The organism is Planomonospora antibiotica, from assembly GCF_014647955.1.
GTDB classification, from domain to species: Bacteria; Actinomycetota; Actinomycetes; order Streptosporangiales; family Streptosporangiaceae; genus Planomonospora; species Planomonospora parontospora.
The window spans coordinates 1-26,114 of record NZ_BMQE01000037.1 but is presented as its reverse complement, the minus strand read 5'-3'; the positions used below and the strand labels follow the sequence as shown (position 1 = coordinate 26,114).

Annotated in this window: 26 protein-coding genes; 16 read left to right on the top strand and 10 right to left on the bottom strand. The window is 74.4% G+C overall.

The features are described from left to right. Positions 1-59: 59 nt before the first annotated feature. Positions 60-224 carry a hypothetical protein gene (locus IEZ06_RS26590; RefSeq protein WP_189239415.1) on the bottom strand — a complete coding sequence of 55 codons (165 nt, stop codon included), beginning with the start codon at positions 222-224 and terminating at the stop codon, positions 60-62. A 485-nt stretch (positions 225-709) separates the two neighbouring features. Here IEZ06_RS26590 and IEZ06_RS26585 point away from each other — a divergent pair, with 485 nt between their 5' ends. The 5 genes from IEZ06_RS26585 (at position 710) to thpR (ending at position 4,199) form a co-directional block, all read left to right on the top strand. After that, positions 710-1,138, top strand: a complete 429-nt coding sequence (locus tag IEZ06_RS26585) for an SSI family serine proteinase inhibitor (protein ID WP_189239414.1) — start codon at positions 710-712, stop codon at positions 1,136-1,138. A gap of 294 nt (positions 1,139-1,432) precedes the next feature. Next, positions 1,433-1,630 carry a hypothetical protein gene (locus tag IEZ06_RS26580; protein WP_189239413.1) on the top strand — a complete coding sequence of 66 codons (198 nt, stop codon included), beginning with the start codon at positions 1,433-1,435 and terminating at the stop codon, positions 1,628-1,630. 127 nt (positions 1,631-1,757) lie between these two features. Then, positions 1,758-2,219 (top strand): MarR family winged helix-turn-helix transcriptional regulator, encoded by a 462-nt coding sequence (locus IEZ06_RS26575; RefSeq protein ID WP_189239412.1) that lies wholly within the window; start codon positions 1,758-1,760, stop codon positions 2,217-2,219. 53 nt (positions 2,220-2,272) lie between these two features. Further along, on the top strand, positions 2,273-3,562 hold the full coding sequence (locus IEZ06_RS26570) for an MFS transporter (protein WP_307811757.1): 1,290 nt from the start codon (positions 2,273-2,275) through the stop codon (positions 3,560-3,562). Next, entirely contained in the window at positions 3,519-4,199 is a 681-nt protein-coding gene (gene thpR / locus IEZ06_RS26565; RefSeq protein WP_189239411.1) for an RNA 2',3'-cyclic phosphodiesterase, read from the top strand. The genes IEZ06_RS26570 and thpR overlap by 44 nt, the downstream gene beginning before the upstream one ends. Positions 4,200-4,321: 122 nt before the next feature. Here thpR and IEZ06_RS26560 read toward each other — a convergent pair whose 3' ends face one another. Further along, complete coding sequence (locus IEZ06_RS26560) at positions 4,322-5,290, bottom strand: aldo/keto reductase (protein ID WP_189239410.1); 969 nt, start codon at positions 5,288-5,290, stop codon at positions 4,322-4,324. A 60-nt stretch (positions 5,291-5,350) separates the two neighbouring features. Here IEZ06_RS26560 and IEZ06_RS26555 point away from each other — a divergent pair, with 60 nt between their 5' ends. Together IEZ06_RS26555 and IEZ06_RS26550 are read left to right on the top strand one after the other, a co-directional pair. Beyond that, complete coding sequence (locus IEZ06_RS26555; protein WP_189239409.1) at positions 5,351-5,536, top strand: hypothetical protein; 186 nt, start codon at positions 5,351-5,353, stop codon at positions 5,534-5,536. An 11-nt stretch (positions 5,537-5,547) separates the two neighbouring features. Continuing rightward, on the top strand, positions 5,548-6,456 hold the full coding sequence (locus IEZ06_RS26550; RefSeq protein WP_189239408.1) for a neutral zinc metallopeptidase: 909 nt from the start codon (positions 5,548-5,550) through the stop codon (positions 6,454-6,456). A 113-nt stretch (positions 6,457-6,569) separates the two neighbouring features. Here IEZ06_RS26550 and IEZ06_RS26545 read toward each other — a convergent pair whose 3' ends face one another. Continuing rightward, on the bottom strand, positions 6,570-8,036 hold the full coding sequence (locus IEZ06_RS26545; RefSeq protein WP_189239407.1) for an ATP-binding protein: 1,467 nt from the start codon (positions 8,034-8,036) through the stop codon (positions 6,570-6,572). 132 nt (positions 8,037-8,168) lie between these two features. Here IEZ06_RS26545 and IEZ06_RS26540 point away from each other — a divergent pair, with 132 nt between their 5' ends. Further along, a complete protein-coding gene (locus tag IEZ06_RS26540) occupies positions 8,169-9,248 on the top strand; it encodes a hypothetical protein (protein ID WP_229798718.1) in 1,080 nt (359 codons plus the stop codon). A gap of 39 nt (positions 9,249-9,287) precedes the next feature. On the opposite strand, the gene IEZ06_RS26535 is transcribed toward IEZ06_RS26540, so the two are convergent. The 3 genes from IEZ06_RS26535 to IEZ06_RS26525 are packed head-to-tail and all read right to left on the bottom strand — an operon-like array spanning position 9,288 to position 10,583. Continuing rightward, positions 9,288-10,019, bottom strand: coding sequence for a hypothetical protein (locus IEZ06_RS26535; protein WP_189239406.1), 732 nt, complete (start codon positions 10,017-10,019; stop codon positions 9,288-9,290). Next, positions 10,016-10,351 carry a PadR family transcriptional regulator gene (locus tag IEZ06_RS26530; RefSeq protein ID WP_189239405.1) on the bottom strand — a complete coding sequence of 112 codons (336 nt, stop codon included), beginning with the start codon at positions 10,349-10,351 and terminating at the stop codon, positions 10,016-10,018. Before IEZ06_RS26530 ends, IEZ06_RS26535 begins: the two co-directional genes overlap by 4 nt. Before the next feature lie 4 nt (positions 10,352-10,355). Continuing rightward, positions 10,356-10,583: a hypothetical protein gene (locus IEZ06_RS26525; RefSeq protein ID WP_189239404.1), complete on the bottom strand. Its 228-nt coding sequence runs from the start codon at positions 10,581-10,583 to the stop codon at positions 10,356-10,358. 276 nt (positions 10,584-10,859) lie between these two features. On the opposite strand from IEZ06_RS26525, the gene IEZ06_RS26520 reads away from it, so the two are divergent. The 7 genes from IEZ06_RS26520 to IEZ06_RS26490 all read left to right on the top strand — a co-directional run bounded on the left by IEZ06_RS26520 (position 10,860) and on the right by IEZ06_RS26490 (position 22,103). Continuing rightward, a complete protein-coding gene (locus IEZ06_RS26520) occupies positions 10,860-13,850 on the top strand; it encodes an SCO7613 C-terminal domain-containing membrane protein (protein WP_189239403.1) in 2,991 nt (996 codons plus the stop codon). Between the two features lie 230 nt (positions 13,851-14,080). Beyond that, positions 14,081-15,271, top strand: coding sequence for an L-2-hydroxyglutarate dehydrogenase (lhgD, locus tag IEZ06_RS26515; protein ID WP_189239402.1), 1,191 nt, complete (start codon positions 14,081-14,083; stop codon positions 15,269-15,271). Positions 15,272-15,297: 26 nt separating this feature from the next. Continuing rightward, entirely contained in the window at positions 15,298-16,023 is a 726-nt protein-coding gene (locus IEZ06_RS26510) for a response regulator transcription factor (RefSeq protein WP_189239401.1), read from the top strand. Next, positions 16,023-17,411: a sensor histidine kinase gene (locus IEZ06_RS26505; RefSeq protein ID WP_189239400.1), complete on the top strand. Its 1,389-nt coding sequence runs from the start codon at positions 16,023-16,025 to the stop codon at positions 17,409-17,411. The genes IEZ06_RS26510 and IEZ06_RS26505 overlap by 1 nt, the downstream gene beginning before the upstream one ends. Positions 17,412-17,492: 81 nt before the next feature. Next, on the top strand, positions 17,493-18,197 hold the full coding sequence (locus tag IEZ06_RS26500; RefSeq protein ID WP_189239399.1) for a response regulator transcription factor: 705 nt from the start codon (positions 17,493-17,495) through the stop codon (positions 18,195-18,197). A gap of 259 nt (positions 18,198-18,456) precedes the next feature. Beyond that, positions 18,457-20,220 (top strand): GTPase family protein, encoded by a 1,764-nt coding sequence (locus IEZ06_RS26495; protein ID WP_229798716.1) that lies wholly within the window; start codon positions 18,457-18,459, stop codon positions 20,218-20,220. Next, positions 20,217-22,103 carry a GTPase family protein gene (locus IEZ06_RS26490; RefSeq protein WP_189239398.1) on the top strand — a complete coding sequence of 629 codons (1,887 nt, stop codon included), beginning with the start codon at positions 20,217-20,219 and terminating at the stop codon, positions 22,101-22,103. The genes IEZ06_RS26495 and IEZ06_RS26490 overlap by 4 nt, the downstream gene beginning before the upstream one ends. Here IEZ06_RS26490 and IEZ06_RS26485 read toward each other — a convergent pair. From IEZ06_RS26485 to IEZ06_RS26470, 4 genes are all read right to left on the bottom strand, one after another. Beyond that, a complete protein-coding gene (locus IEZ06_RS26485; RefSeq protein WP_189239397.1) occupies positions 22,100-23,326 on the bottom strand; it encodes a hypothetical protein in 1,227 nt (408 codons plus the stop codon). The genes IEZ06_RS26490 and IEZ06_RS26485 overlap by 4 nt on opposite strands. Continuing rightward, positions 23,323-23,823 carry a SigE family RNA polymerase sigma factor gene (locus IEZ06_RS26480; protein WP_189239396.1) on the bottom strand — a complete coding sequence of 167 codons (501 nt, stop codon included), beginning with the start codon at positions 23,821-23,823 and terminating at the stop codon, positions 23,323-23,325. The genes IEZ06_RS26485 and IEZ06_RS26480 overlap by 4 nt, the downstream gene beginning before the upstream one ends. 202 nt (positions 23,824-24,025) lie before the next feature. Continuing rightward, entirely contained in the window at positions 24,026-25,051 is a 1,026-nt protein-coding gene (locus IEZ06_RS26475; RefSeq protein WP_189239395.1) for a LysR family transcriptional regulator, read from the bottom strand. Between the two features lie 4 nt (positions 25,052-25,055). Then, positions 25,056-25,733 (bottom strand): TetR/AcrR family transcriptional regulator, encoded by a 678-nt coding sequence (locus IEZ06_RS26470; protein WP_189239394.1) that lies wholly within the window; start codon positions 25,731-25,733, stop codon positions 25,056-25,058. 105 nt (positions 25,734-25,838) lie between these two features. Between IEZ06_RS26470 and IEZ06_RS26465 the strand changes: the two genes are divergently transcribed. Beyond that, positions 25,839-25,982 carry a hypothetical protein gene (locus IEZ06_RS26465; RefSeq protein WP_189239393.1) on the top strand — a complete coding sequence of 48 codons (144 nt, stop codon included), beginning with the start codon at positions 25,839-25,841 and terminating at the stop codon, positions 25,980-25,982. The last annotated feature ends 132 nt before the right edge of the window (positions 25,983-26,114 follow it).

Genomic DNA, 26,114 nt, shown 5'->3' with positions numbered 1-26,114 from the left:
CGCAGTACGACGGCGCCGTACCGACCGGCCGGGTCGGGCCGGACCGGTGCGGAGCTGGCTCACCCGGTCGCGGGCTCCGGCGGCGTACGGCCGGTGCTCGCGACGGCGAGCAGCCCGGCCCCCAGGGCCAGGCCGAGCGCGGTGACGACCCCTTCGGGCCAGTAGATGCGGCTGCCCAGCCAGAGGACCGAGGCGGCGATCAGGACCGTGCCGCCGGCCGTCACGCGCCGTCCGCCTCCCGGCGGGCGGACGCGGGCTGGAGGAGGGGGGTCACGGGCGGCCCCCGGCGGGTGCGGATGTCGGCATGTGAGGGATCTTCGCGGCGGCCGGACCGGGCGCGCTTCGGCCGAACCGCCGACCGGTCCGCTACGACTTCCGTCGGTGGCGGATGAGCTCTCCGTCGATGCGGTGTACGTCCCCGGTCGCGGCGGACGGCCGCGAAACCGCTGCGCCGGGGGGAAATCTTTGTCCGCCCGATGGATAAGCGGGTTCACCGGCCGGGTAAGTATGTGGCCGATTGAGGACGGCGGCCGAGGTTGCCCGGGAGATATTCTCGCCCTAATATCGCATGGCGAAAGGATTTGCGGCCGACCGCCGATGAATTCTGGAGCATCGATATCCGTTCCCGGCGGGGTGCCGATTCATCGGCCCGCCGCCCCGCCGTGTCGAAATACCGCAGAACGCGGTGGACATTCACAGGGAGACGTTCATGCGAATCCGGCCGTTCGTTCGCGTCCGTGTCAGGTGGTTCGCCGCGGCCTCCGCGGCGGGCCTGACGGCCCTGCTCGGCGCCGTCCCGGCCTCGGCCGGCGCGCCCGCGCCGGGCGGGCCCACCGGTTCCTACCTCCTGGAGGTGGCCCGGGAGGACGGCTCGGCGCCGGTCAGGAGGGCGACGCTGACCTGCGGTCCCGACGGCGGCACGCATCCCCGTGCGGCCGCGGCCTGCGGCCAGCTCCGCCGTGCCGGCGGCCGGGTGGAGGACGTTCCCGAGAGGCCGGGGGCGTGCACGCTGGAGTACGCACCGGTCCGCGTCACCGCCACCGGGACCTGGCAGGGGCGGCGGTACCGCTACGCCGAGACCCATCCGAACCGGTGCGCGGCGATACGCGCCACCGGAGGAGTCCTCTTCGCTTTCTGATCCGCTGTTCAGTGAAATGTTTTCCTGGTCGGCCGTCCGGTGAAAGCATTTTCCGGGTGATCGCCCTGTGGAATTCCTCCGGGTGGCCGTTCTCCGGGCCCGGGTGATTCGTCCGGCCGCCGACGCCGATTCGCCGGTGGATTCGCATCGGCGGATGTCCGGTCCCTTGATATCCGGAGCCCGTGCCGGAAAGGACCGCAGAGGATCGGGGCGCACCCGTGAAGGGACGGGCACCCCGGCACCCCGCCCGTAACTGCACACGCCCGCTCTTCCCCCACCGTTTGGAGACGACGCATGCAGCCCATCTACCACGAGCAGCCCGCCCGGGACGCGGCCGGCCTGCTGCACGACGCCGTGGACCGGGCGGTCCACGGCAGGCCGGGTGCCGACGCCCTGGCGCTGGCGGGGGTCGGCCTGGCCCTGGTGGACCTGGCGGCGGAGCTGAGGGCCGCGCGGGAGGGCTCCGGGCGGGGCGCCGGCCGCACGGCCTGACGGCGGCGCGGGCCCGTCCCGGGTTGGGGATCCCGGTCGTGTCTGAGACTCTGACGGCCCACGGGAATAAAACCCGGTCCGGAGGGAATGAGATGCGATCAGACATCGTTAGCAAGGGCAATGACTTATGCTAACGAACCCACCAAGGAAGGACCCCGTCGCGAACCTGCGCAGCGACGCCGGTCTGGCCTCGGCGCTGCGCGTGTCACTGGCACGGCTGACCCGGCGCCTGCGCAGGCAGGCCGCAAGCCACTCGCTGACCCCCACCCAGGTCGCGACGCTCGTCGCCGTGGAACTGCATTCCGGGATAACCCCCGGCGAATTGGCCGAGCACGAGAAGGTGCAACCGCCCTCGATGACCCGCGTGATCGCCGCGCTGGAAGAGCGGGGGCTGGTGTCGCGCACACCGCACCCGACCGACCGGCGGCAGGTGACCGTGACCGTGACCGAGGCGGGCTCGGCCCTGCTGAAGGAGGAGCGCCGCCGCAGGGACGCCTGGCTGACCCAGCGGTTGAAGGAGCTCACGCCCGAGGAGAGGACGGTGCTCCGGCAGGCGGCCCCGATTCTGGAGAAGCTCAGCCGGATCTAGCCGAGCCTGAGGAACCCTGCGCCTCGGCCGTCTCCACAGCGGCCGGGGCGCCGGTGGCCGGGGCGCGCGCCGTACCCGGGGACGCCGAGGCGCGGGGCGGGATGTTCCGCTCGCTGCGCAACCGCAACTACCGGCTGTTCGCGATCGGCGGCGTGGTCTCCAACGTCGGCGGGTGGATGCAGCGCACCGCGCAGGACCTGCTGGTGCTGGACCTGACGAACGGCAGCGCCACCGCCCTGGGCGTGGCCACCGCGCTGCAGTTCCTGCCGATGCTGCTGCTCGGCCTCTGGGGCGGGATGCTCGCCGACCGCTACCCCAAGCGGCGGGTGCTGCTCGTCGCCCAGTCGCTCATGGGCGTGCTGGCGCTGACCATGGGCGTGCTCACCGTGACCGGGGCCGTGCGGGAATGGCACGTCTACGTCATGGCCTTCACCCTGGGGCTCATCGCCTGCGTCGAGGTGCCGACCCGGCAGTCGTTCGTGGTCGAGATGGTCGGCCGCAAGGACCTGCCCAACGCGATCGCGCTCAACGCCTCCAGCTTCAACCTGGCCCGCGTGGTCGGCCCGGCGGCCGCGGGTCTGCTGATCCACATGCTCGGCGGCACCGGCCCGATCTTCCTGGTCAACGCGGTCTCGTTCCTCGCCGTGCTCGGCGGCCTGCTGCTGATGCGCGCCTCGGAGCTGACGACCCCCGACCCGGTGCCCCGGGTCAAGGGCCAGCTCCGCGAGGGCCTGCGCTACGTGCTGGAGCGGCCGGACCTGCTGATGCCGATCCTGATGATCGCCTTCGTGTCGATGTTCACGCAGTCGTTCTCGATGTCCATCGCGCTGATGGCCCGCGAGGTCTTCGACGCGGGCCCCTCCTCCTTCGGCCTGGCCTCCAGCATGTTCGCGGTGGGCGCGCTGGGCGGCGCGCTCATGGCGGCCCGGCGCACGAAGCCGAGCCGGCGCCTGCTGGTCGGCGGCGCGGTCTCGTTCGGCCTGTTCCAGATCGCCACCGGTCTGGCCCCCGGCTACCCCGTCTACCTGATCCTGCTCGTCCCCACCGGGGTCGCGCTGATCACGGTCAACACGACCGCCAACGCCGGTGTGCAGCTCGCCGCCGCGCCGGAGATGCGCGGCCGGGTGATGGGCCTGTACGTGCTGGTGTTCACCGGCGGCGCCCCGATCGGCGCGCCGCTGCTCGGCTGGGTCTCCGACCTGGGAGGCCCGCGCACGGGTGTCGTGATCGGCGGGGCGCTCACCCTGATAGGCGTCGGCGCGGCGATAATGCTGACGAAGGCGATCGGCAGGAGGACGCATGCGGCTGTTCGTGGCGTTGCTGCCGCCGCGGCCGGTGCGTGATGAGCTCGCCCGCGCGCTCGCGCCCCACCGGGAGCACTGGCCCCAGCTGCGCTGGGCCGATCCGGACAACTGGCATCTGACGCTGGCGTTCCTGGGCGAGGTGGCCGAGGAGCTCCTGCCCGCGCTCCAGGCCCGCCTCGCCCGCGCCGCGTCGAGATACGAGCCGATGACGCTGGCGTTCGCCGGCGCGGGTGCGTTCCCCTCGGCCCGGCGGGCCCGGGTCTTCTGGGCCGGGCTGCGCGGAGGCGAGACGCCGCACGGGGGCGGTGCGTCACACCGGGGCGGCGGGCCGTACGGCGGTGCGCCGCACGGCGGTGAGACGCCGCACGGGAGCGCCGGGCCGCACGGCGGCCGCCCCGGGATCGTCCGCCTCGCCGACTCCGTCGGCGCGGCGGCGCGGCGCGAGGGCATCGCGGTGGACGAGCGGCGGTTCCGGCCGCACCTGACCCTGGCCAGGACCAAGATCAGGGGCGATGTCGATCTGCGCCCGCTGGTCGGGGCCCTGGAACCGTTCACCGGCAGCGCGTGGGAGGCGGACACCGTGCACCTGATGAGAAGCCACCTGGGCGGCCGGGTCCGTTACGAGACGGTCGAGAGATGGCCGCTCGTGGCGCGGGCATCCCGCGGGCAGGGCTAGGCTCCAGGGCGTGGATCGTCCCCGTCGCTGGCTGCTGCCCACGGTGCTCGCACTGCTCGTGCTCCTCGTGGTGGTCGGAGCCCTCGTCTCCTAGCGCGGAGCCCTCCTGAACGGAGCGCCCGCTACCAGGCGTACTCCTCGGGGGCGGTCTTGAAGCCCGGGAAGATCTCGTCGAGGCGGGCCAGGGCCTTCTCGTCGAGCGTGATCTCCAGGGCCTTGACGGTCCCGTCGAGCTGCTCCAGCGTGCGCGGACCGATGATCGGCGCGGTGACGGCCCGCTGGTGGAGCAGCCACGCCAGGCCGACGTTGGCGGGGTCCTCGCCGAGCTCGTCGCAGAACGCCTCGTACCGCTCGATCTTGTCGCGGTGCTTGTCCAGCTCCTTGACGATGGTCTCCGAGGCCGAGCGGCCCTTGTCGATCTTCCGGAGGACGCCGCCGAGCAGGCCGCCCGCGAGCGGGCTCCACGGGATCAGCCCGAGACCGTAGTCCTCGCAGGCCGGGACGACCTCGAGCTCGGCGGCCCGGACCAGCAGGTTGTAGTGGGACTGCTCGGAGACCAGACCCACCGTGCCCCGGCGGCGGGCCTCCTCCTGGGCCTTGGCGATGTGCCAGCCCGCGAAGTTGGACGACCCGACGTACAGGATCTTGCCCTGCTGCTTGAGGATGTCCATGGCCTCCCAGAACTCCTCGAACGGGGTGTTCCGGTCGACGTGGTGCGCCTGGTAGAGGTCGATGTAGTCGGTCTGCATGCGCTTCAGCGAGGCGTCGCAGGCGCGGCGGATGTTGAGCGCCGAGAGCCGGTCCTCGTTGGGCCAGTCGCCCATCCCGCCGTAGAGCTTCGTGGCGATGACCGTCTTCTCCCGGCGGCCGCCGCCCTGGGCGAACCAGCGCCCGATGATGTTCTCGGTGATCCCCTCGCCCTTCTTCCACCCGTAGACGTTGGCGGTGTCGAAGAAGTTGATCCCCAGCTCGTGGGCGTGATCCATGATCGCGAAGGAGTCGTCCTCCGTGGTCACGGGGCCGAAGTTCATGGTGCCGAGGCACAGGCGGCTGACCTTCAGGCCGGTACGGCCAAGCTGCGTGTAATCCATGCGTTCCACATTAGGGACCTGGAGCGCGCTCCAGGCGAGTGCCTTTTCCGGAGGCGCCGGATGTCTCGCGTCCCTCCGTCGACCCGGATGCCGCTCGCCCGGATGCGGCTCGCCCGGATGCGGCTCATCGGGATGCGGCTCATCGGGATGCGGCTCATCGGGATGCGGCTCATCGAGATGCGGCTCGCCCGGGTGCCGCGGGCGGGGCGCACGTGCGCCGCGGCTTTCCGCGGGCCGGGGCCCTAAGCTGTCCGGTCATGCGCCTCCTCCCGCCCGGCACCGGTTCCCCCCGGCCCCTCCGGCGCCCGGCCGTCCTCGTCCGGCGGGTCCTGCCGGCCGCCCTGTGCCTCGCCGTCCTGCCGGCGGGGGCCGTGCAGGCCGTATCGGGGGCCGTCCAGGCCGCGCCGGGGACCGTCCAGGCCGCGCCGGGGGCCGTGCGGACCACGGCGGCCACGGGGCGTCCGGACGCGGAGAACGCGCCGGTGCGGAACCCGTTCGCGGGGACCGGCAGACTGGCGGCCACGTCGTGCCCGGAGCCGCCCATCACCGAGGGCGGGATCCCCCGGACCCGCGAGTACCTCGCGGCGGCCGTGAAGTGCCTGGACCGGGCATGGTCCGCGCATTTCTCCCGGGCCGGGCTGAAGTTCCGCGCACCCGCCGTGCGCTTCTACGAGGAGCTTCCGGAGTATGTGTGCGGGGTGAGGAACCCCCACGTGGACGCCCTCTACTGCATCAAGCGGGCCACGCTGGTGTTCCCGCTCACCGGCATGTGGATCGAGGACCGGACCGACCTGTATCCCCTGCGGACGGCGGCCCACGAGTACGGCCACCACCTGCAGAGCCTCACGGGCGTCAGGAGTGCCTACGAGACCCGGGCCCTGCGCCGCGGAGTCTCCGAGGCCGAGCGCGAACGGCTCAGGCGCCGCTACGAGCTGCAGGCGGACTGCCTGGCGGGCGTGTTCCTGGGCGGCGTGCGGCACTCGCTGGCGCGCACCGGGCGGGACTGGGCGGCGCTGTCCGACACGCTCCGGGCCAGGGGCGACGACCCCGAGTACCGCACCCACGGCACCGGCGCGAACCGGGTCCGCTGGTTCCGGCGCGGCCTCGACACGGTCTCCCCGGCCGCCTGCGACACCTGGAGCGCCCCGCCGTCGCGGGTCTCCTGACCCACGCCCCGCGGCGCCCCGCAACGGGCCCGGCCCGGCCCGGCCGCCGTGGCACCTTCCGGCCCGTACGGTTTCCGTCACATCGGTCGCACGCTGAGCCGGTTCGGCGGTTCTCAGGGGGCCTGACCGTACAGGCGCGGCAGGTCGATGAGAATGATCCTGCCGTCGGCCGCCGCGGCCGTACGGAGATCGTCGTCGAATCCGGCGCCGCCGTAGCAGATCAGCCGGGTGCCCTCCGTGTCGTACTTCCTGACCGCCAGCAGGTCCCGTGCCCTGCGAAGCCGGTCGAGGTGGCGCAGGCCCATGACCTTCCCCCATTTCGCCTCGCCCAGGGCGAGGAGCCGGGCGGGCCTGTCAGGTTCGCCGGAGGTGAGGGCGGCGACGTCCACCTGGATCGACCTCCTGCTGGAGGGATCGGTCACGGCTCCGGAGCTCACCTGCGCCGGAAGCTCGCCGAACAGCTCCAGGCTGCTCCGGATGGTGAACTCCCGGCACAGCTCCTCGAAGTGCGGTCCGACCACCTGGGAGAGGAAGCCGCTGCGGGACGCGGTCCACGCCTGCTCGGCGAGGCCGCGCTCCAGGAAGCTCCAGGTGCGTCGCATGACCCTCTCGTAGAACGTGATGAGCGGTTCCGCGATCCGGTAGACGAATCTGCCGGAGGCGAACGCGTCCTGCTCGCGGGTGATCAGGTGGCTGTCCTCCAGCACCGTCAGGGGATGGCCGATGTGGGTGGAAGGCCGTCCGAGGTAACCCGCGATCCCCCCGCGGGTGTTGTGCCCGGAGGCGATGGCTCCGAGAACGGCGTGGTACAGCGCGGGATCGCGGATGTCGGTCTCCTCGGCGAGGAGGTAGCGGGCCTCCCGGAAGATCGGGACCATGGGGTTGAGCACGGTCCTGACCACCCAGTCGTCGAACTCCTCACGGGAGGAGGGGGCGTCGGAGTAGACGAGTTCGTGCCGGTAGGCAGGAGTGCCCCCGACGACGGCGTGCAGGAGGACCGCCAGTTCACGGTCGTGCTCGCAGCCCCAGAAGCGGGCGGCGGTGAGGTAGTCCATCGGGTTCACCACGAGCTCCAGGCTCGCCCGCCCGCGGAGCGGTGCGTTACCGGCCAGGAGTCCGCCCATCACCGACATCGCGGACCCGCAGAGCAGCAGTTTGGCCGAGGAGCGCCGTGCCGTACCGCCCGGATCGAGGGCGCGCTGGAACAGGGAGGGCAGGACCGGGCTGGCCTTGGCCAGGTAGGGGAACTCGTCGATGACGATGACGCCGTCCTGGACCGTCGCGTACAGCCGGTCGAGGGCCTGGTCCCAGTTGTCGAAGTGGTACTGGCCCCCGCCGCCGCTGCGGAAGGCGAGCGCCTCCCCGAACCTGCGGAGGCCTTCGGTCTCGGTGTCGTCGGCGGCCACGAAGTAGAAGCCACCGACCGCTTCGGTCAGGGCGTTGAGGAGGTAGGTCTTGCCCTGCCTACGCCGGCCGCTGACCACGCCGAGCCGGGTGCTCGGCGCCGTGCTCTCGGCGAACCGGCTCAGCGCCCTCCACTCCGCGTCCCGCGCGAAGACGTGTCCGGGCTTGGGAATCATCCTGCCTCCTTAGAGGTACAGCTCTTAGAACCATACCTCTAAGAATCACGCCTCTAACGCCGCCTGCGTCCCGACGCCGACGAGCCCCTCCTGCGCCGCCTGCGCGAGCTGCTGCCGGGGCATGATGGCTGAATGCACAGCAGACCGGGGGAAGTCCTGATTCGGGTGTTCGCCGCGGCCGGGGTGGTCGCGGCGGCGGTGTTCACCGGCCCCGGCGCGCAGGCGGCCGGGCCGACGGAGCCGGCCGGGGGCGGGGAGGCGGACCGGGTCCTGTTCCGCTTCGAGGACGAGCGGATCACCGAGTCGAGTGGACTGGCGGTCTCGCCGACCCACGAGGACGTCTACTACACCCACAACGACAGCGAGGCCGGACCGGTCTTCTTCGCGGTCGGCGGCGACGGGAAGACCCGGGCGGCGTTCACCCTGCGGGGCGCGGCGGCCCGCGACTGGGAGGGGATGGCGGTCTCCAGGGACCCGAAGACGGGGCGCGGGGTGCTCTGGTTCGCCGACATCGGCGACAACTTCGACGGCGCCTGGCCGGACGTCTCGGTCTACAAGGTGGCCGAGCCCGCCTCGCTCAAGGACGCCGTGCTCCCGGCCGTGCGCTACCGCTTCCGCTACGAGGACGGCGGGCACAACGCCGAGGGCGTCATGGTCGACCCCCGGACCGGGCGGCTCCACATCGTGACCAAGGAGTTCGCCGGGGCGATCTACGCGGCGCCGAAGCGCCTGCGCACCGGGCGGGTCAACGTGCTGCGCAAGGTCGGCTCGGCGCCGATCATGGCGACCGACGCCGCCTACGCGCCCGACGGGTCGAGCTTCGTGGTCCGGACCTACATCTCCGCGACGGTCTACCGCGACTTCGACGAGCAGCTCGCCCGGGTCCCGATGCCCCCGCTGGAGCAGGCCGAGTCGATCGCCTACACCGCGGACGGCAGGGCCCTGCTGACCGGCTCCGAGGGCGAGGACAGCCCGGTCCACCGGGTGCCGCTGCCCGCCCGGGTCCTGGAGGCGGCCACGCCCACGCCGACCCCGGAGCCGAGCACCGCGCCGCGGGCGGGGACGGAGGCGGAGGCGGACGGGGCCACCGAGGCGGCCGGAGCCGACGAGGACGGGGACGCCGGGGTGCCGCTCTCCGCCGTGCTCCTCTGGCTCGCCGTGGCGGCCGGGGCCACCGGCGTCATCGCCTTCATCGCCCGCCGTACCAGGTGAGTTCCCGCCCCACCAGGTGGGGCGGGCAGGAGGGTTCGGTCAGCGGCGACGGCGGCGGTTTCGGCGGAGCGTGAACAGGACGGAGAGGGCGACGAGGGCGAGGCCGGTCAGGAGGCCCGCGACGAAATCCAGACCGAACTCGTGGTCCCCGATGGAGAGCAGGCCGACGGTGAGGGCGACCATGAAGAGCGCCCAGACGACCATGAAGACGTAGAAGCGCCTGCCGAAGAACACCCGGCGGGCGGGAGCGGCGGGGGCGTCGGCGAGCTCGCCGGCGGGCCCTTCGGCGACGGCTTTGGGGCGCTTGAAGTACTGGAAGTACATCCAGTCGCCGCAGGGCTCCCAGCCGTCCGGGGCCAGGCGTTCGGCGAGGGCGTCGTGATGCGCCGGCAGCGCGCTCTCGCGGCGGTACTCCCAGCGGAGCGGGTGCTCGGGGTCGCGGCGGCTGACGAAGCGGCCCAGGTGGTCGATGCGCTCGACCTCCCAGCCCTGCTCGCCGTACCTGTTGAGGTACTCGCGGTCCCGGAAGGCGTCGGCGGTCCAGACCCAGGTCTCGGCGACCGGGTCCGGGCGGCTCTCCGGGGCGGCGTCCTCCGCGGCGGGGGCGAGGGTGGCGGCGAAGCCGGCCGCGGGGCCGAACTCCTCCTCGGGGTCCGCGCCGCTCTCGGCGGCGTAGGCGGCGAGGTCGTCGACCGTCGCGGCGACCTCCTCCGCGGGGACGCCGCGTCCGCGCAGGTGCGCGGCGAGTTCGTCGAAGTAGGCGGTGGTCATCTGACGCCTCCCCGGGCGAGTGCCGAACGGACGGATTCGTCGAAGGCGAGCCAGAGCGCGCCCTGCTCGGCGAGCGTGTCGCGGCCCTGCCGGGTCAGGGTGTAGTAGCGGCGGCCGGGGCCGCGCTCGGTGGCACGGAACTCCGCGGTGACCAGGCCGGCCTCTTCGAGCCGGTTGAGCACGGGGTACAGCGTGCCGCCCTTGATGTCGAACCCGATCTCGGCGAGGCCCTTGGCGATCTCGTAACCGTAGTTCTCGCCCTCGGTGAGGCCGGCGAGCACCAGCAGGTCGAGGACGCCCTTCAGCCAGCTGGCGCGGCGGTCGGCGGTCATGGGGTTAGCGGCGGGCACGGGCGAACTGCCAGGCCAGGGTGACGGCGGCGACGGTGACCAGGCCGGTCGTGAGACCGGAGAGGAAGTCCTGGTCGGAGTATCGGTCGACGAGGATGCGGGCCACGGAGAAGATCCAGAAGGCGGCGAGGGTGAACTGGAAGCGCCTGTCGGAGAAGAGCGTGCTGCGGGTGGGGGCTGCGGGGGTCTGGGCGCCGGACTGCGTGGTGGTCATCTGATCTCTCCCCTGGTGGGTGTCGGTCGGGTGGATTCGTCGGCGGCGACTCCGGGGAGTCGTCGTCTTCGCGATGTAGAAGCTACAGCCATCTAGTTAGAGATGCAACCTAGGTTGCTGCGACGCCCAGGATGGTGCGCCGACTCGCCGATCCGTCGGCTCCGCAGGCGCGATCGGGGAGATCCGGCCGTTCCGTGCGTCGTGTCGGAAGTACTCAGTCCCGGATGAGTAGCCCGCCGGATGCGGCGGACGACCGGCCGGCGGCACGGTGGAGGCATGGAACCCGCCGATCCGCTCCCGGACGCCACCGGCCCGCTCCCGGACGCCGCCTTCCTGCCGGGTGAGCCGAGGTGCCCGGAATGCGGGGTGCGCCTCACCGCTCCCCAGGAGCGTTGCCCGCACTGCGCCCTGCCGCTGAGCGGGCCGCTGGCCGCCGAGCTGTGGCGGCTCGACCAGGCACTGGCCGAGCTCGGGATGCGCAGGTCCGAGCTGCTCGTCCGCCGCAGCCGGCTGCTCCGCATGCTCCGGGCGGAAGGTGACCGTCAGGGCGCCCAGGCGGGCGGGAGCACCCCGGAGGCCGCTCCGGGAGCGCGACGGGCGGGGACGGGCCGGGAGACGCGGGGGCCGGTCGGGGCGGGGCGGACCGGAGGGGGACGGAACGGGCCCGGAGGGGGTCCCGCGCGTCCGGGCGGAGACTTCTCGCCGAAGGCGGTGCAGAACCTGCTGCTCGCCCTCGGCGGGCTGCTGCTGGCCGTCGCGGCCGTCGTGTTCACGGCGGTGAGCTGGGGGCACCTCGGCATCGGCGGGCGGGCCGCGGTCCTGGCCGGCTTCACCGCGGTGATCCTGGCGGTGCCGCGGGCGCTGGCGGGACGCGGGCTGACCGCCACCGCGGAGACCGTCGCGGCACTCGGCGTGGTCCTGCTCCTCCTGGACGGCTACGCCGTACGGCAGGCCGGTCTGGCCGGAGCCGGCGCCCTCGCCGGGAACGTCTACGCGGGCGGGGTGTCCGCCGTGGTCGCGCTCGCCATGGCCGCGTACTCGCGGGTGGTGCCGCTGAGGCTGCCGCTGCCCGCGGCGGTCCTGTTCGCCCAGTTCCCCCTCGTGCTCCTGGCGGCGGAGCTGCCGACGCCCTGGGTGACCGCCGCGTTCGCGGCGACGGCCGCGGCCGACGCCGCCCTCCTGCTCTTCCTGAAGCGTCGGTCCGCGGCCCCGAGCCGGCCCGGGGTCCGGAGGACGGCGGCGTTCTCGTTCGGCACCGTGTGGACGCTCGGCGTGCTGTGCGGCTCGTCGGACTCCGCCCTGGGCCTGGTGGCGGGTTTCTCCCCCGCAGACCGGCTCGGCGCCGCGGCCCAGGGAGCGCTGCTGGCCGTCCTGGCGCTGACCGGGATCGCGGTGGCCCTGCGGCGCGCGGTGGGGCCGGTCACCGTCCTCGCCGCCGGGTCGGCGTTCGCGCTGGCCGCGGGCCTTGCGGCGCCCTTCCTGCCGCTCGTCCACTCCGGCTGGCACGCGCTCGTGTACACCGTGGCGGGACTGGCCGTCGCCGCCGTCGCGCTGTGCGCGTCCGGGCCGGACGCGCCCGGGATCCGTTCCGCGGCGGCGGCCACCGGCGGGGTCCTGGCCGTGCTGACGGTGCTCCCGTTCCACACGAACATCTCCTGGGCGCTGACGGAGCCGTTCGCCCGCCTGGACGGGATCTGGTCGGGCCCGCACGGATACGGCGAAGGCTGGTCTCCGGTGCCGCTCACACCGGTGTTCGTCCTCGCGCTGCTCGCCGCCTCCTCCGCCGCCCTGGCAGTGCGGGGCCGCGGGCCCGCCGCCCCCACCCGGGACCCGGCGCCCGCCGTACCGGCTCCGGAGGCGGCGGGGGGCGGACCTGCTGTCCCCGCGCAGGATCCGGTGCCCGGCGTGCCGGCTGTACCCGCGCGGGACCCGGCGCCCGCCGTGCCGGCGGCTCCGGGGACGGCGGGGTCCGGTCACGGGCTCCGGAGGCCCGCGGCCGTCGCCGCGCTGCTGTTCGGCACGCTCGGGACGGTGCTCGTCCCGGACGCCCTCGACTGGACCCACCCGGCCGCCGTCGCGACCCTGCTCGCGCTCACCGCGGTGCTCGCGGCGGGGGCGGCCCTGACCGGCCGGCGGCGGCGGGCGGAGTTCCTGGTGACCGCCGCCGCGGCGGTCACCCTGCTCGCGGCCGTCACCGCCCTGGCCGAGCGGACCGCCACCCATGTGGCGCTCGTCTGCCTCCTGCTCGTCTGGGCCGCGGCCGCCCTCCTCGCCAGGACGCGGGCCGTACGACTCCTCGGCGCCGGGCTCGCGGCGGTGTTCGCGGGCGGCGAGATCCTGGCGGTCGAGGCGTCACTGGGCTGGCCGGCCCGGCACGCGGCGTTCGGCCTGTTCGCGGTGGCCGGTCTGGCGGCGGCGGTGGCGGGCCTGGCCCGAAGGCCGTACGGCCCGGCGGTGCGGGGGAGCGCGGCCGGCCCGGGAGATCCCGGGGTCCGGGAGGGCGCGAACGGCTCTCGGGCCTCCGGAACCGGGCGCGAGGGGGAGAGCGGGCCGCGGGAGCCGGCCGGGCGTGACGGGAAGGGCCGGCTGCGGGATCTGTCGGCCGGGCTGGAGGCGGCGGGTTACTGCCTCGCCGCCTGGGGGCTGGCGCTCGTCGTCCACGACGCGCTGGTCCCCGGCCTCCCCCACCTGCCGGCCCTCAGCCTGGCCTGCGCCGTCGTCGGCGTGCTGCTGTCGGGTACGGCGCTGCGCCCGGACCGGCGGCAGGCGGCGTACGCCGGGACCGGTTTCCTGCTGGTGGCCGCCTGGCTGCGGCTGCTCGCCTCGGACGTCACCGTGGTCGAGGCGTACACCGTGCCGCTCTCGCTCGTCCTGCTGGCCTTCGGGCTGCTGCGGACGAGGGGCGGGCGGGCCTCCTCCTGGAGCGTCTACGGCTCCGGCCTCGCCTCCGGCCTGCTGCCCAGCACGATCGCCGTGCTGACCGGCGACGGCGGGCTCCGGCCCCTGCTGCTCGGCGTGTTCGCGCTCGCGATCCTCCTGGCCGGCGCCAGGTCCGGGCTCCAGGCCCCGGCCGTGCTCGGCGGCCTGACGCTGGCCGTCGTGGCCCTGCACGAGCTGGCGCCCTGGATCGCCCAGGCCGTCGCGGCGGTGCCCCGATGGGTGCCGATGGCCCTCGGCGGTCTGCTCCTGGTGGTGGTCGGCGCGACCTACGAGGCCCGGCTGCGGGAAGTGCGCCGCCTGCGCGAGGCCGTCGGCCGGATGCGGTGACCGGAGCCCCGGAGGTCCGGGCCGGGTGCCTCCCGCCCGCGGCCGGGGTCCGGGCCGGGTGCCTCCCGCCCGCGGCCGGGGTCCGGGCCGACTGCCTCCCGCCCGCGGCCGGAGGACCGCCGCCGGACGCGGTGACCGGGCGTTCCCCCTGGCCCGCGACCGGCGGTTGCCGCTAGCTTTCGAAGAATGTGTGCTTCCGTGAGGGAGCATCCTGTTTCGGAGGTCGTGCCATGAACGTCGGGATCGTAGGCGCCGGCATCGTCGGCCTGGCGGTGGCCAGGGAGCTCGCGCTGACCCGCGGCGCGCGGGTGACCGTCCTCGACAAGGAGGACCGGGTCGGGGCCCACCAGACCGGGCACAACAGCGGGGTCGTGCACGCCGGTCTCTACTACCGGCCGGGCTCGCTCAAGGCGGAGCTCTGCCGACAGGGCATGGCCCTGCTGCGGGAGTACTGCGCCGAGCACGCCATCGCCTACGACGAGATCGGCAAGCTCGTCATCGCCGCCACCGCCGCCGAGCGGCCCGCCCTGCGCGCGATCGCCGAGCGGGCCAGGGAGAACGGCGTGCCCGGCGTCGCCGAGCTGGACGCGCTGGCCCTGCGCGAGGTCGAGCCGCACGCCGTCGGGGTGGCCGCCGTGCACTCCCCGCGCACCGCGATCGCCGACTTCCCCGCCGTCGCCCGCCGCCTGGCCCGCGACGTGGAGGAGTCCGGCGGCGCGGTACGGCTCTCGCACCCGGTCCGCATGCTGCGCCAGACCGCGGACGGGGTGGAGGTGGTCGCCGGGGGGAGCCGGATGCGCTTCGACCGGCTGATCGTCTGCGCCGGGCTCGGCACCGACGCGGTCGCCCGGATGGCCGGGTCGCCCGGCGAGGTGCGGATCGTCCCCTTCCGCGGGGAGTATCACGCCCTCGCCGGACGGGCCAGGGAACTGGTCCGCGGGCTGGTCTACCCGGTGCCCGACCCCCGTTACCCGTTCCTCGGCGTGCACCTGACCCGCAGGATCGACGGCGAGGTGCTCGTCGGCCCCAACGCGGTGATGGCGCTGGCGCTGGAGGGCTACTCCTGGCGGGACGTCGACCTCGCCGACCTGCGCCGCGTCGCGGCCTGGCCGGGGACCCGGCGGCTGGCCGTCCGGCACTGGCGGACGGGGATCGGCGAGGTGCTGGGCTCGCTGTCCAGGAGGGCCTTCCTGGCGGCGGCACGCCGGTACGTCCCCGAGCTCACCGCCGCCGACCTCGTCCCGGCCGGAAGCGGGGTCCGGGCGCAGGCCGTGGCCCGCGACGGGAGCATGCCGGACGACTTCGCGATCGACACGCACGGCCTGATCACCCTGGTGCGCAACGCCCCTTCCCCCGCTGCGACATCCAGTTTGGCGATAGCCAGGCATCTTGTCGGGATAACCTCTGTTCTGACTTGTTGACGGCTTTCTCGGACGGACGGGTGGGGATGGGCCTCGTGAACGGATCTCCCGAGGCCCGCCTGCTGATCGTCGAGGACGAGCCCAACATCCTCGAACTGCTGGCGGCGAGCCTGCGGTTCGCCGGCTTCGGAGTGAACACCGCGGGCAACGGCGCCGACGCCGTCGCCGCCGTGCAGCGCCACCGCCCGGACCTGATCGTGCTCGACGTGATGCTCCCCGACATGGACGGCTTCGACGTCGTGCGGCGGCTGCGCGGCGGGGGGACCGACACGCCGGTGCTCTTCCTCACCGCCCGGGACGCCGTCGAGGACAAGATCCGCGGGCTGACCGCGGGCGGGGACGACTACGTGACCAAGCCGTTCAGCCTGGAGGAGGTCGTGGCCCGCATCCGGGCCGTGCTGCGCCGTACCGGCGGGGGGGACGCGTTCGCCCGGCCGCCCCGGCTCACCTTCGCCGACATCGAGCTCGACGAGGAGAGCCACGAGGTGTGGCGCGGGGGCCGGGCGGTGGCGCTGTCGCCGACGGAGTTCAAGCTGCTGCGCTACTTCATGGCGAACGCGGGCCGGGTGCTGTCCAAGGCCCAGATCCTCGACCACGTCTGGGACTACGACTTCCGCGGCGACGTCGGGATCGTGGAGTCCTACGTCTCCGTGCTCCGCCGCAAGATCGACAACACGGACCCCCGGTTGATCCACACGCTGCGCGGGGTCGGCTACGTGCTCCGCCGCCCGCCGGACTCGCCGGGTTCCTGATGTTCGCCCGCAGCCCGCTGCGCGTCAGGCTGATCGGCATCATCCTGGTCCTGCTGGCCATCGCGCTGGTCCTGATCGGCGTGGGCAGCGTCTCGATCATGCGGGGCTACCTGATCGACCGGGTGGACAGCCAGATCGACCTCACCACCGCGACCATGCTGCGCCGCCTGTACTCCCCGGGCTCCTTCAACATGAACGGCAGGGCGCTCCCGCCCGACATGAAGGTGGAGCTCCGCGGCCCGCAGGGCCGGGCGCTCGTCACGGCCAGCGGGGCGGACGTGGAGGGCAGGCCGGTGCCGGCCGTACCCTCCGACCCGGGCCTGGAGCCGTTCCACCACGACGAGTGGCGGATCCGGGTGACCCCGCTGGACACCGGCGGGAGCATCCTCGTCGCCGTCGACCTGGCCGAGGTCCGGCAGATCATCGGCCAGCTCGCGCTGGTGGAGCTCCTCGGCGGCGGCGGGCTGATGGCGGCGCTGGCGCTGGTGGGCGTGGTGGTCATCCGGCGGAGCCTGCGCCCGCTGGAGGAGATCGAACGCACCGCCGAGGCCATCGCCGCCGGGGACCTGAGCCGCCGCGTCCCCGACGCGGACTCCCGCACCGAGGTGGGCCGCCTGGGCCGGTCGCTGAACGGCATGCTCGCGCAGATCGAGGCGGCCTTCCGGGCCAGGTCCGAGTCCGAGGCCGCGGCCCGCGGGTCCGAGGAGCGGATGCGCCGGTTCGTCGCCGACGCCTCGCACGAGCTCCGCACGCCGCTGACGTCGATCCGGGGGTTCGCCGAGTTCCACCGGCAGGCACCCGGCGTCGACGCCGCGCCGCTGATGCGCCGGGTGGAGTCGGAGGCGGTCCGGATGGGCCTGCTCGTGGACGACCTGCTGATGCTCGCCCGGATGGACCAGCAGCGGCCGATGTCCATGCGCCCGGTGGACCTGCTCGCCATCGCCGCCGACGCCGTCCACGACGCCCGGATCCTCGCCCCGGAGCGGGAGGTCTCGCTCTCCGTCGACGGCGCCGCGCTGATCGTCTCGGGCGACGAGGTACGGCTCCGCCAGGTCGTCGGCAACCTGATGAACAACGCGCTCACCCACACCCCCCAGGGCACGCCCGTGCGGGTGCTGCTCCGCGCCGAGGGCGGGACGGCCGTCGTGGAGGTGGCGGACGAGGGGCCGGGCCTGACCGCGGAGCAGCGCGAGCGCGTCTTCGAGCGGTTCTACCGGGTCGACTCCGCCCGCGGCCGCCGCGCCCCGGAGGACGGCGGCAGCGGGCTGGGCCTGGCCATCGTCGCGGCCATGGTCGAGGCGCACGGCGGCACCGTGTCCGTCGGCTCCGTGCCCGGCGAGGGCGCCGTCTTCAGCGTCCGGCTCCCCCTGGCGCCCGACTCCGGCTGAGACGGGGCCCCGGCGCCGGGCGGGCTCTCAGCAAACGTTCAGCGGCCCCGGAGCGCCTCCCCAGGCAGGTGAGCGAGCCTCGTGGTCGTGCTGGACAGAGTTGAGGCCCGCCTGCTGGTGGTGGACGACGAACCGAACATCAGGGAACTGCTCTCCGCGAGCCTGCGCATGTCCGGCTTCGAGGTCGTGACCGCGGCGGACGGCGGGGAGGCGGTGCAGTTCGCCCAGCGGATCCGCCCCGACCTCGTGGTGCTCGACGTGATGCTGCCCGACATGGACGGCTTCGCGGTGGCCGGTCGGCTGCGGGAGCTGGGCGGTCAGATGCCCGTGGTCTTCCTCACCGCCCGGGACGGCGTCGACGACAAGGTCACGGGGCTGCGGCTGGCCGACGACTACGTGACCAAGCCGTTCAGCCTGGAGGAGGTCCTCGCGCGCATCCGGGCCGTGCTCCGCCGCACCCGGGGGGACCTCGACCTCCCGACGCGCCTGAAGGTCGCCGACCTGGAGCTGGACGAGGAGGCGCACCAGGTCTGGAAGGCGGGGGAGCCCGTACGGCTCTCGCCGACGGAGTTCAAGCTGCTGCACCACCTCATGGTCAACACCGGCCGGGTGCTGTCCAAGGCGCAGATCCTGGAGCACGTGTGGAACTACGACTTCGGCGGCGACGCCGGTGTCGTCGAGTCCTACGTCTCCTACCTGCGGCGGAAGGTCGACACGGCCGAGCCGCGGCTCATCCACACCCTGCGCGGGGTGGGCTACGTGCTGCGTCCGCCGCAAGGTGATTGAACATTCAGCTGGCTTTCAGCTCCGCCTGACCTGACCCTGAGCTTGATGGGTTCCAATGGGCGGTGCGTGACCCCAGAACCTCCCGGAACGGCGGCGGGTCCGGGATCGTCTCCAGCTGCGGGGGAGATGAGCCCGGTCAAGGCCCGCAGCCGGAGCCGGGAGACAGGCCCCATCGCTCGACCGGGTTCGCCCCCGTGACCCGGTCGAGCGGTGGGGCCGTTCGCGTCTAGGCGCTCTTTCCTCGGGAATGACCCGTTCTATGAAGGAAAGCGACGGTCTGCTGGGAGCGCTGCGGGAACTCCGGCGCCACCTCGACCATGAGCTGTTCCCCCTGGCGGCCGGGGACGCGGCGGCCGACCGGCGGGCGCTGCGGGAGCTGACCGGCCAGCTCGACGACTACCTGATCCCGCGCCTGAGCGCGATCGACGCCCCGCTGCTGGCCGTCGTCGGCGGGTCCACCGGGGCGGGCAAGTCCACCCTGGTGAACTCCCTGGTCGGTGCGGACGTCTCCGAACCCGGCGTGCTCCGCCCCACCACCCTGGCCCCCACGCTGGTGACCGCACCCGCCGACCGGGACTGGTTCGCCGGCCGCCACGTCCTGCCCGGCCTGCCCCGGGTGACCGGGAGCGGCTCCGGCGAGCCGGGCACGCTCCGGGTGGTCGTCGCCGAGGCGGTCCCGCCCGGCCTGGCCCTGCTCGACGCGCCCGACATCGACTCGGTCGTCGCGGCCAACCGCGAGCTGGCCGCCCAGCTCCTCGCCGCCGCCGATCTGTGGCTGTTCACCACTACCGCCGCCCGCTACGCCGACGAGGTGCCGTGGGGCTTCCTGCGCGCGGCCCGGGAGCGGAGCACGGCGCTGGCCCTGATCCTCTCCCGCGTCCCGCAGGAGGCGAGGGGCGTGGTCGCGGGCGACCTGACGAGGCTGCTGGAGGCCAACGGACTGGGCGGGACCCGGCTGTTCGAGGTGCCGGAGCTGCCGCTGCCCGAGGAGAACGCCCGGCTGCCGCGCGAGACGGTCCGGCCGATCACCGAGTGGTTGGACGGCATCGCGGCCGACGCGGCCTCCCGGGCCGAGGTGGTGCGCCAGACCCTCTCCGGCGCGCTGGAGAGCCTCGCCGTCCGGGTCCCCGCGCTCGCCGACGCGGTGGACCGCCAGCACGCGGCGGACGCCGAGCTCCGGGCCGCGACCGGCGCGGCCTACGCCGAGGGCATGGCCCGCTTCGAGGAGGGCATGCTGGACGGCACGCTGCTCCGGGGCGAGGTGCTCGCCCGCTGGCAGGACTTCATCGGCACCGGCGACCTGATGCGCTCTCTGGAGAGCCGGGTGGGGTGGCTGCGGGACCGCGTCGTCGCGTTGTTCACCGGCCGGCCCGCCCCGGAGAGCGAGCTGCGGGTCGCGCTGGAGAGCGGGGTGGAGGCGCTGATCCGGGCGTCGTCCGACAGCGCCGCCGAGCGCGCGCTGGAGTCGTGGGCCGCCAAGGAGGCGGGCCGCGCGCTGCTGGAGCAGGCCGGCGCCGTCGAGGCCGGGCGCCTGGGCCGCTCCTCGCCGGAACTGCGCCGCTCCGCCGAGGAGGCGGTCCGGGGCTGGCAGGGGTACGTGCTGGACCTGGTCCGGCAGGAGGGCGCGGAGAAGCGGACCGCCGCCAGGATCGCCTCGTACGGGGTCAACGGGGCCGGGCTGCTGCTCATGATCGCGGTCTTCGCCTCCACCGGGGGGCTGACCGGGATCGAGGTCGGCATCGCCGGAGGCACCAGCGTGCTCAGCCAGAAGCTCCTGGAGGCCGTCTTCGGGGACCAGGCCGTCCGCACCCTGACCCTGCGGGCCCGTGAGGACCTGCGCGCCCGGGTCGAGGACATCCTCGCCCGGGAGGCGGCCCGCTTCACCGGCCTCCTCGACGCCGTCCGGCCGCCCGAGGGGAGCGCCCCGGCGTTGCGGTCGGCGGCGGAGGCCGTACGGGAGCACCGGCGGGAGATCCCCGGCGGGGCCCCGGCCGCGGCCGGGAAGAGGGCGGGTGACCGGTGAAGCTGCTCAGGCGCACTGACCGCGGGAGCGGACCCTCCCTGGACGACCGGCTGGCGGCCCTGGCCCAGGCCGCCGAACTGGCCGACGGGCGGCTGGACGGCGGAGCGGTCGCGCGGGCGCGCGCGGTGGTCGACCGGGCGGGCGCGCGGCGGAGCCTGTCGGTGGACCACACCGCGGTCGCGCTGGCCGGGGCGACGGGCAGCGGCAAGTCGTCCCTGTTCAACCTGCTGTCCGGGACCTCGCTGGCCAGGGTCGGCGTGACCCGGCCCACCACGTCCACCGCGCAGGCGGCGCTGTGGGACGGCGCCGGGTCCGGGCCGCTGCTCGACTGGCTGGAGATCCCCCGCCGTCACGAGGTGGACGGCGCGGCCGAGCACCGTACGGCGGGCGGCACCGGGAACGGCGCGGCCGCAGGCGCGGGGGCCGGCGTGCGGAACGGCACCGGGAACGGTGCGGGGATCGGCACCGGGATCGGCGCGGGCGAGGCCGGTCTGAGCGGGCTGGTCCTGCTCGACCTGCCCGACCACGACTCGATCGAGCGGGCGCACCGCCTGGAGGTGGACCGGCTCGCCGGGCTGGTCGACCTGCTGGTGTGGGTGCTCGACCCGCAGAAGTACGCCGACGCGGCCGTGCACGACCTCTACCTGGCTCCGCTGGCCCGGCACCGGGACGTCACGGTGGTCGTCCTCAACCAGATCGACCGGCTCTCCCCGGCCGCGGCCGAGCGGTGCCTGGCGGACCTGCGGCGGCTGCTGGAGGCCGACGGGCTGGCCGGGGTGCCGGTGCTCGGCGTCTCGGCGCGGACCGGGGCGGGCGTCGGCGAGCTGCGCGCGCTGCTGGCCGCCCGGGTCGCCGGCCGCCGCTCCTGGACCGACCGCCTGGCCGCCGACGCGGAGACCGCCGCCGACGCGCTGGCCCGGGCCTCGACCGGCACCGCGTCCGGGACCGGGGATTCGACCGGCACCGGGTCCGGGACCGGGGGTTCGAACGGCTCGGGCGGGGCGGCCGGAGGAACCGGTGCCCGCGGCACGGGCGGACCGGCGCCGGTGGGCGGCGCGACCGGACCGGTGCGGACCCCGGACGCGGACGCCGGCGTCCTGGCCGGGCCGCTGGCCGCCGCGCTGTCGCAGGCGGCCGGGGTGCCGGTGGTGGTCCGGGCGGTGGCGAAGGCGCACCGGCACCGTTCGGTCGCCGCCACCGGCTGGCCGGTGACCCGGTGGGCCCGCCGGTTGCGGCCCGACCCGCTCCGCCGCCTCCGCCTGGGCGGCGGCTCCCCGGGGCCGGACGCGGTCGGCGAGGCCGTCGGGCGCACCTCGATCCCCGCCGCCGGGGCGGTCCAGCGCTCCCGGCTGGACACCGCCCTGCGCGACACGGCCGCCGCCGCCTCGGCGGGACTGTCCGAGCCGTGGGCGGCGGCCGTACGGCGCGCGGCGCGGTCGCACGCGGACGAGCTGGAGGACGCGCTCGACCGGGCGGTGGCGACCACCTCGCTCGGCGCGTCCCGCAGGCCGCTGTGGTGGCGGGTGGCCGGGGCGGCGCAGTGGCTGGTGCTCGCGGCGGCGGTGGCGGGCGCGCTCTGGCTGCTCGGCCTGTTCGCCATGGACTACCTGCACCTGCCCGAACCGCCCGTGCCGACCGCCGGTGAGCTGCCGTGGCCCACCCTGCTGCTGCTCGGCGGGCTGCTGCTCGGCGCCGTGCTCGCGCTGCTCTCCCGGGCCGTCGCCTGGCTCGGCGGGCGGCGCCGGGCCCGGAAGGCGGCCGGGGCGCTGCGCGCGAGCGTGGAGCGGGTCGGCCGCGAACTCGTCCTGGACCCCGTGCAGGACGAGCTGACCCGCCACCGCCGCTTCACCGAGGCGGTCGCCACGGCCCGGAACGGGGCCTAAGACCCCTCGGCGATCCGCTCGAGATCGATGACCATGTGCTTCTTCCCGAACGGGTACGTCACCATGCGGTCTTCGGTCGTACCGGCACGCAGGGACACGCCGCGCAGTCCCAGGTCACCGGATCGGCCGGTGACCTGGTCGTACAGGTACTCGCCGTCCGACGGCCTGGGCATGTTCACGATGTAGAAGCGGTCGAGGGCCGACTCCGCGGACGCGCCGGGGGGGAGGTCGCGCTCCTGCGAACCGTCGCGCGACCGGCGGAACCGCGTGCCGTCGCCACGGCCGCCGGTGCACGTCGTCACGCCGCAGCGCAGGCCCCGCTCGCCCGGGCGGACCACCGCCCTGCTCGTCTCACCGGTCTCGGCGTTGAGCAGTTCCCCGAAGCTCGGCTCCCCGTTCGAGGTGTGATCACCCGGCGTGCCGACCCAGGGCCAGCTCAGGATGTGGTGCCGGTCGGCGCCCGGCACCGGCTCGACGGTCCCGCCCCCGAGGGGGACCGTGAAGACGCCGCCTTCCCAGAGGGAGAAGGCCAGCTTGCCGCCGGCCACGGCGAGCTGATCGCTGCGTCCCTTCAACGGGCGGTCCGTGGTGACGGCCTCGGGTTCCCCGCCCCCGACCGGGACCGACCAGAACTCCACGGTCTTGGTGCCCTCGCGCCCGCCGCTGCCCTCGTCGACCGTCTGCCAGACGATCCGCCCCTCGCCCACCCTGAACCCGGAGGCGAACACCCCCTTCGGGGTGCGGATGTCGGCGATCTTCCGGGTCTGGCCGGTGTCCAGGTCGTAGGCGTGGATCGCGCTCGCCTTCTCGAAGCTCTCCTCCGTCGTCAGCAGGAGCGTACGGTCGTCGATGATCGCCTCCGGATGGATCTTCCCCACTCCGGGCAGTCTGGCGGGGATCTTCCAGACGGCCTGCGGCCAGACCTTCTCCACCGGTTCGGGGAGGGCGGCCGGGGACGGCGTCCCGGGCGCGGTCTCGGCGCTCGCCGCCGGGGACGGGCTGAGGACCGGCGGGGCGGAGCCGCCTCCGGCGCCCCGCACGGCCAGCCCGGTCCCGCCCGCGACCACGGCGACGGCGGCGGCGGCGACCAGCGCCTGGGCGCGGGCCCTGCGCCGCCGGGAGCGGGCCGCGACCCGGGACGACAGGGCGCCCGGTGCGCGGGGCGCGCGCTCGGCGGCGCGGCGGAGGGCCGCGTGCAGGTTCTCTTCCAAGCCGTCGGTCATCGCGCGCTCCTGTCGGCGGTGGTCGGGTGCGGTACGGCGGCGCGGAGCCTGCCCAGGCCGAGCGAGGCGTGGCTGCGGACGGTCCCCCTGGACACGCCGAGCACCCGGGCGATCTCCGCGTCGGTCAGCTGCTCGTAGTAGCGCAGGACGAGCACGGCCCGCTGCTTGCGCGGCAGGTCCTCCAGCGCCCGCCAGAGCCCCTGCTCGGCGCCGGAGGGCGGGGCGTCCAGATGTGCGTCCTCCGGCGGATCCCACACGAGCCGCTCGCGCCGCCGCAGCCGCCAGGCGCTGACGTGCAGCCGGGCCATGGTCGTCCTGGCGTAGCCCTCCGGGTCGCTCTTGCGGCGCACCCGCGACCAGGCCCGGTGCAGCCGGATCAGCGCCTCCTGGGTGAGGTCGGCCGCGTCGTGCGGATTGCCGCTGAGCACGTAGCCGTAGCGCAGCAGCGCGTCGGCCCGCTCGGCGACGAAGTCCGCGAAGCGGGAGTCGTCGTCCAATGTCTCTGCCTTTCCGAGTCCGTCACATCCCAGACGAACCCGGCCGCCGAAGTGTTGAATCCCCGGGCCTGCCGTAGAAACCGAACCCGCGCCCGTCATCGTCGCCGTGCCGGGATCCGCCCGCCGCCTCCATGCTCAGGAGGTCCTGATCGGATGCCGGGCCCCGGGCCGCAGGGGCCGGGATCCGCCCGCGAGGCCGGGGTCAGCTCAGGGCGGTCGCGGTGTGCCGGAGGGCGTCGAGCAGGGGGACGAGCAGGGGATGGCGCTCGGCGCCGCGCCGTACGGCGGCGAAGACCCGGCGCTGCGGGCCCTCGACGGGGCGGATCACCACGCCGGACAGGTCGGCGCCGCGCAGCGCCAGGCGCGGCACCATCGCCACGCCCGCCCCGGCCGAGGCCAGGGCGACCACCGCGCGGAAGTCGTCGGAGGAGTGCGCGAAGGCGGGGGTGAACCCGGCGTGCTCGCAGGCCAGGGCGATCATGTCGTGGCAGGGGTTGCCCGGGTAGGGGCCGATCCAGGTCTCGCCCGCCAGGTCCGCGACGGTGATCGTCTCTCCGGGGAGGGCCGCATCCGCCGCGGTCGCGCCCGCCGTGCCCGCCGGACCGGTGCCCACCGTGCCCGTGTCCGCCGAGCCCGCCGGGCCGGCGTCCGCCGCGTCCGTGCGGGCCGTACCCGCCGGGTGCGTGAGGCGGTGGTCGCGGGGGAGGACGACGTCGAACGGCTCGGCGTAGAGCGGGATGCGGGAGAGCCGCCGGTCGTCCGCGCCCGGAGCGCCGCGGTACTCCACGGCGACGGCGACGTCCACCGCGCCGTCCAGCACCATGGTGAGGCTCTGGTCCCCCTCGGCGTCCAGGACGCGCACCCGCAGGCCCGGTTCCTTCTCCCGGAGCAGGCCCACCGCCGGGGCCACCACGAGGCCGATCGCGGTCGCGAACGAGGCGACCTGCACCTCGCCCGCCGTACCGGTCGTGTAGGCGGCGATGTCGGCCCCGGCCCGCTCCAGCTGGGCGAGGACCTCGTTGGCGTGGCCGAGCAGGATGCGGCCGACGGCGGTCAGCCGCACGCCCCGGGCGTCGCGCTCCAGCAGCCGGTGGCCGACCTCGTGCTCCAGGGCGGCGAGCTGCTGGGAGACCGCCGAGGGGGTCAGGTGCAGCGCCGCGGCGGCGGCGGTGACCGTCCGGTGGTCGGCCACCGCCCGCAGGGTCCGCAGCCGCCGGGTGTCAATCACCCCTTCATTGTCGGCCAGCGCCCGGACCGCCCGTGTCCGTGACGGCCGGGCGGACGGCGTAGCCGCCGAGGGCGGGCTCCAGGGCGTCGAAGGCGGTGCCGATGTGGGCGGTGAGCGCCGCGGCGATCTCCGCGTCGTCCTGCCCGTCGAGGGTGCGGTGGAGCGTCTCGTCGAACAGCAGCCGGTGGACGCCGCCCAGCAGGGCCGCGGCCACCCTGGGCAGGATGTCGCCGGGCCCGGTGCCGGCCTCCTCGGTGAGGGCGTCGGCCAGCGCCTTCTCCCGCTCGTCGTGGAACTCCCGCAACCGGGCCGTCAGCGCGGGGCTGTCGGTGATCATGCGGGCGAACGCGGGGCCGGAGAAGCCGATCACCGGGCTGTGCTCGGCGACCGCGGCCAGGTAGGTGCGGCGCAGCGCGGCCAGCGCCGACTCGCCCGGCTCCCTGGCCCGGACGGTCCGGGCCAGGGAGCCCACGAACTCCTCGCTCAGGTCGAGGGCGAGGTCCTCCTTGCGGGGGAAGTAGTTGGTGACCGTCATCTTGGCCACCTGGGCGGCCGCCGCCACGTCGGCGATCGTCACCTTGTCGAAGCCGCGTTCCAGGAAGAGCCGGGTGGCCTGGTGGGAGATGTTCTCCCTGGTCTGCTGCTTCTTCAGCTCTCTGAGGCCGGTCGTCTGGGTGCTCATGCGTCCACCTTACCTTGGATTCGACCTAAATTCGGTATTGACATATTTCTAGGACCGACATAAGTTTGTGTCCGGCAGGCCGCCGTGACCGAAAGGGAGACCCGCATGGCCGAGAAGACCCTCAGCACCGCCCGCCTCGCCGAGGCGATCCGGAAGGCCGCGGATCCGGAGCCGGCCGCCGCCCGTCCCGGCATCCGGCCGAGCACCCCGCTCCGGGAATCGATCACCCCGTTCCCGCGTTCCCGTTGACCCCACCCGGTGAAAGGAATCTCAATGACCACGTCAAGCGGCAAGTGCCGTGACCTGCTGTGGCGGGACCGGGGAGAAGACCCGGTTGTCGCGCAGCAGGGCCCACAGCACGTCGACCAGACGGCGCGCGAG